Origin of the sequence: Anoxybacillus suryakundensis, from assembly GCF_001418025.1 — a bacterium.
Classification (GTDB): Bacteria; Bacillota; Bacilli; order Bacillales; family Anoxybacillaceae; genus Anoxybacillus; species Anoxybacillus tengchongensis.
In genome coordinates this window covers 1-1,814 of record NZ_LIOK01000039.1, presented here as the reverse complement: position 1 = coordinate 1,814, position 1,814 = coordinate 1, and the positions used below count along the sequence as shown (strand labels likewise).

The window sequence follows — 1,814 nt, the reverse complement described above, 5'->3', positions numbered from 1 at the left end:
CTCCTCGTATAGTATGTTTAGAAAGATTTTTAAATCGAACTTCCAGTTCGATACGCTCCTTGACAATCGTATATTCTTGGGTGACTTGCCCACGGGGGAGGGGCGCCCCTCCCTCGTGGGTCGCAAACCTATTTCACAAACATCGGGGTTGGACTTTTCGCGATGTTCTTGGATAATGGTCTTAGGATCATCGGGGACACTCTTCTCTCTCCTGTAGCCTTGACTACTTGAAAAGTCTGTCTCCCCGGCTCCTGTTCGGACTTCTAACCCGCAGGCTGTTCCCGTTGGTTTCCCATGCTGGAAGGAGCAGCTTCCAGGCAGCCCATGGCCCAACGTGAGTTCTCATACGCGAGGGTGACTGGTCAACAGGCGCGATCCGGGGGCATCCCGAAGAGTCCCAACCCCACGATCCTACTACGATTGGAGGTGATCTCATGAAACTCTACGTCGGGATTGACGTGAGCTCAACGGACTTATACACGTGTATCATGGATCAAGAAGGAAACACGTGCGCCCAATTCAAGGTGGACAACCATCTCCTTGGCGCGACCTTCCTTCGCGATCAAATCCTCCGATGGGCAAACGAGCGCCAACCATCCGAAATTCTCATCGGGATGGAAGCCACTTCGGTCTACAGCTGGCATCCGGCGATGTTTTTCCACCAACAGGAGGAGCTGAAGTCTTGGCATGTCAAGGTGTTTACCATCAATCCAAAGCTCATTCGCAAATTTAAAGAAGCGTACACCGACTTGGATAAAACGGACGGCATCGATGCGTGGATCATCGCCGATCGGCTTCGCTTTGGCCGTTTGAAAGTGACAGCTGTCATGCAAGAACAGTTTATCGCCCTTCAACGGCTCACGCGCATGCGCTATCATCTCGTCCATCAGCTCACTCGGGAAAAGCAGTACTTCCTCCAACACTTGTTTTACAAGTGCAGTTCCTTTACCCAAGAGGTGGACAGCTCCGTATTCGGACATGCCATCTTAGAGCTTCTTCTCGAGTCGTTTAGCTTAGACGAAATCAGTCAGATGGACGTACAACAGCTCGCTGACTTCTTGCGCCAAAAGGGACGCAATCGCTTTGCCGATCCGGAATGCATCGCCAAGTCCATTCAAAAGGCGGCTCGTTCGTCCTATCGGCTTTCCAAATGTGTCGAGGATTCTATCGACTTGCTTTTAGGCCTATCGATTCAATCCATTCGTAGCCTTCAAGCGCAAATGAAAGAGCTCGATAAAGCGATTACTCGCCATTTGGAAGGCATTCCAAATACGCTACAAACGATTCCTGGCATCGGACCTGTTTACGCTGCCGGGATCTTAGCCGAAATTGGACAAATCGAGCGCTTTGACAACCAAGCTGCCTTAGCGAAATATGCAGGTTTGACTTGGTCTAAGCACCAGTCCGGTCGGTTCCAAGCCGAGGAGACTTCCCTCATTCGTTCCGGCAATCGCTATCTCCGTTACTACCTAGTGGAGGCTGCCAACTCGGTACAACGGCATGATGCGTCGTTTCGCACCTATTACCGGAAGAAGTATGAGGAAGTACCAAAGCACCAACACAAACGAGCCCTCGTCCTCACCGCTCGAAAACTCGTGCGTGTGATCGATGCGCTGCTACGCAACGGTCAAATCTACACGCCAAGAAAGGGGGAAGATCGATAGGGGTATCGATCTAACTGATTTTGCATCAAAACCCAGTTAATGACATCAGACAAGACTGGGCTTCTTCAGTATTGCCTTTTTTCGGGTCATCGGACAAATGAATTTCCAATTTCGATGATGTTTCACCTTGACATATTACCGCAGGACTTT

General features: G+C 50.4%; 1 protein-coding gene. It reads left to right on the top strand.

Annotated features, from left to right (window positions below; translation table 11 throughout):
- Positions 1 to 434 precede the first annotated feature (434 nt).
- Positions 435 to 1,664: an IS110 family RNA-guided transposase gene (locus ASC42_RS13540; protein ID WP_055442113.1), complete on the top strand. Its 1,230-nt coding sequence runs from the start codon at positions 435 to 437 to the stop codon at positions 1,662 to 1,664.
- Positions 1,665 to 1,814 lie beyond the last annotated feature (150 nt).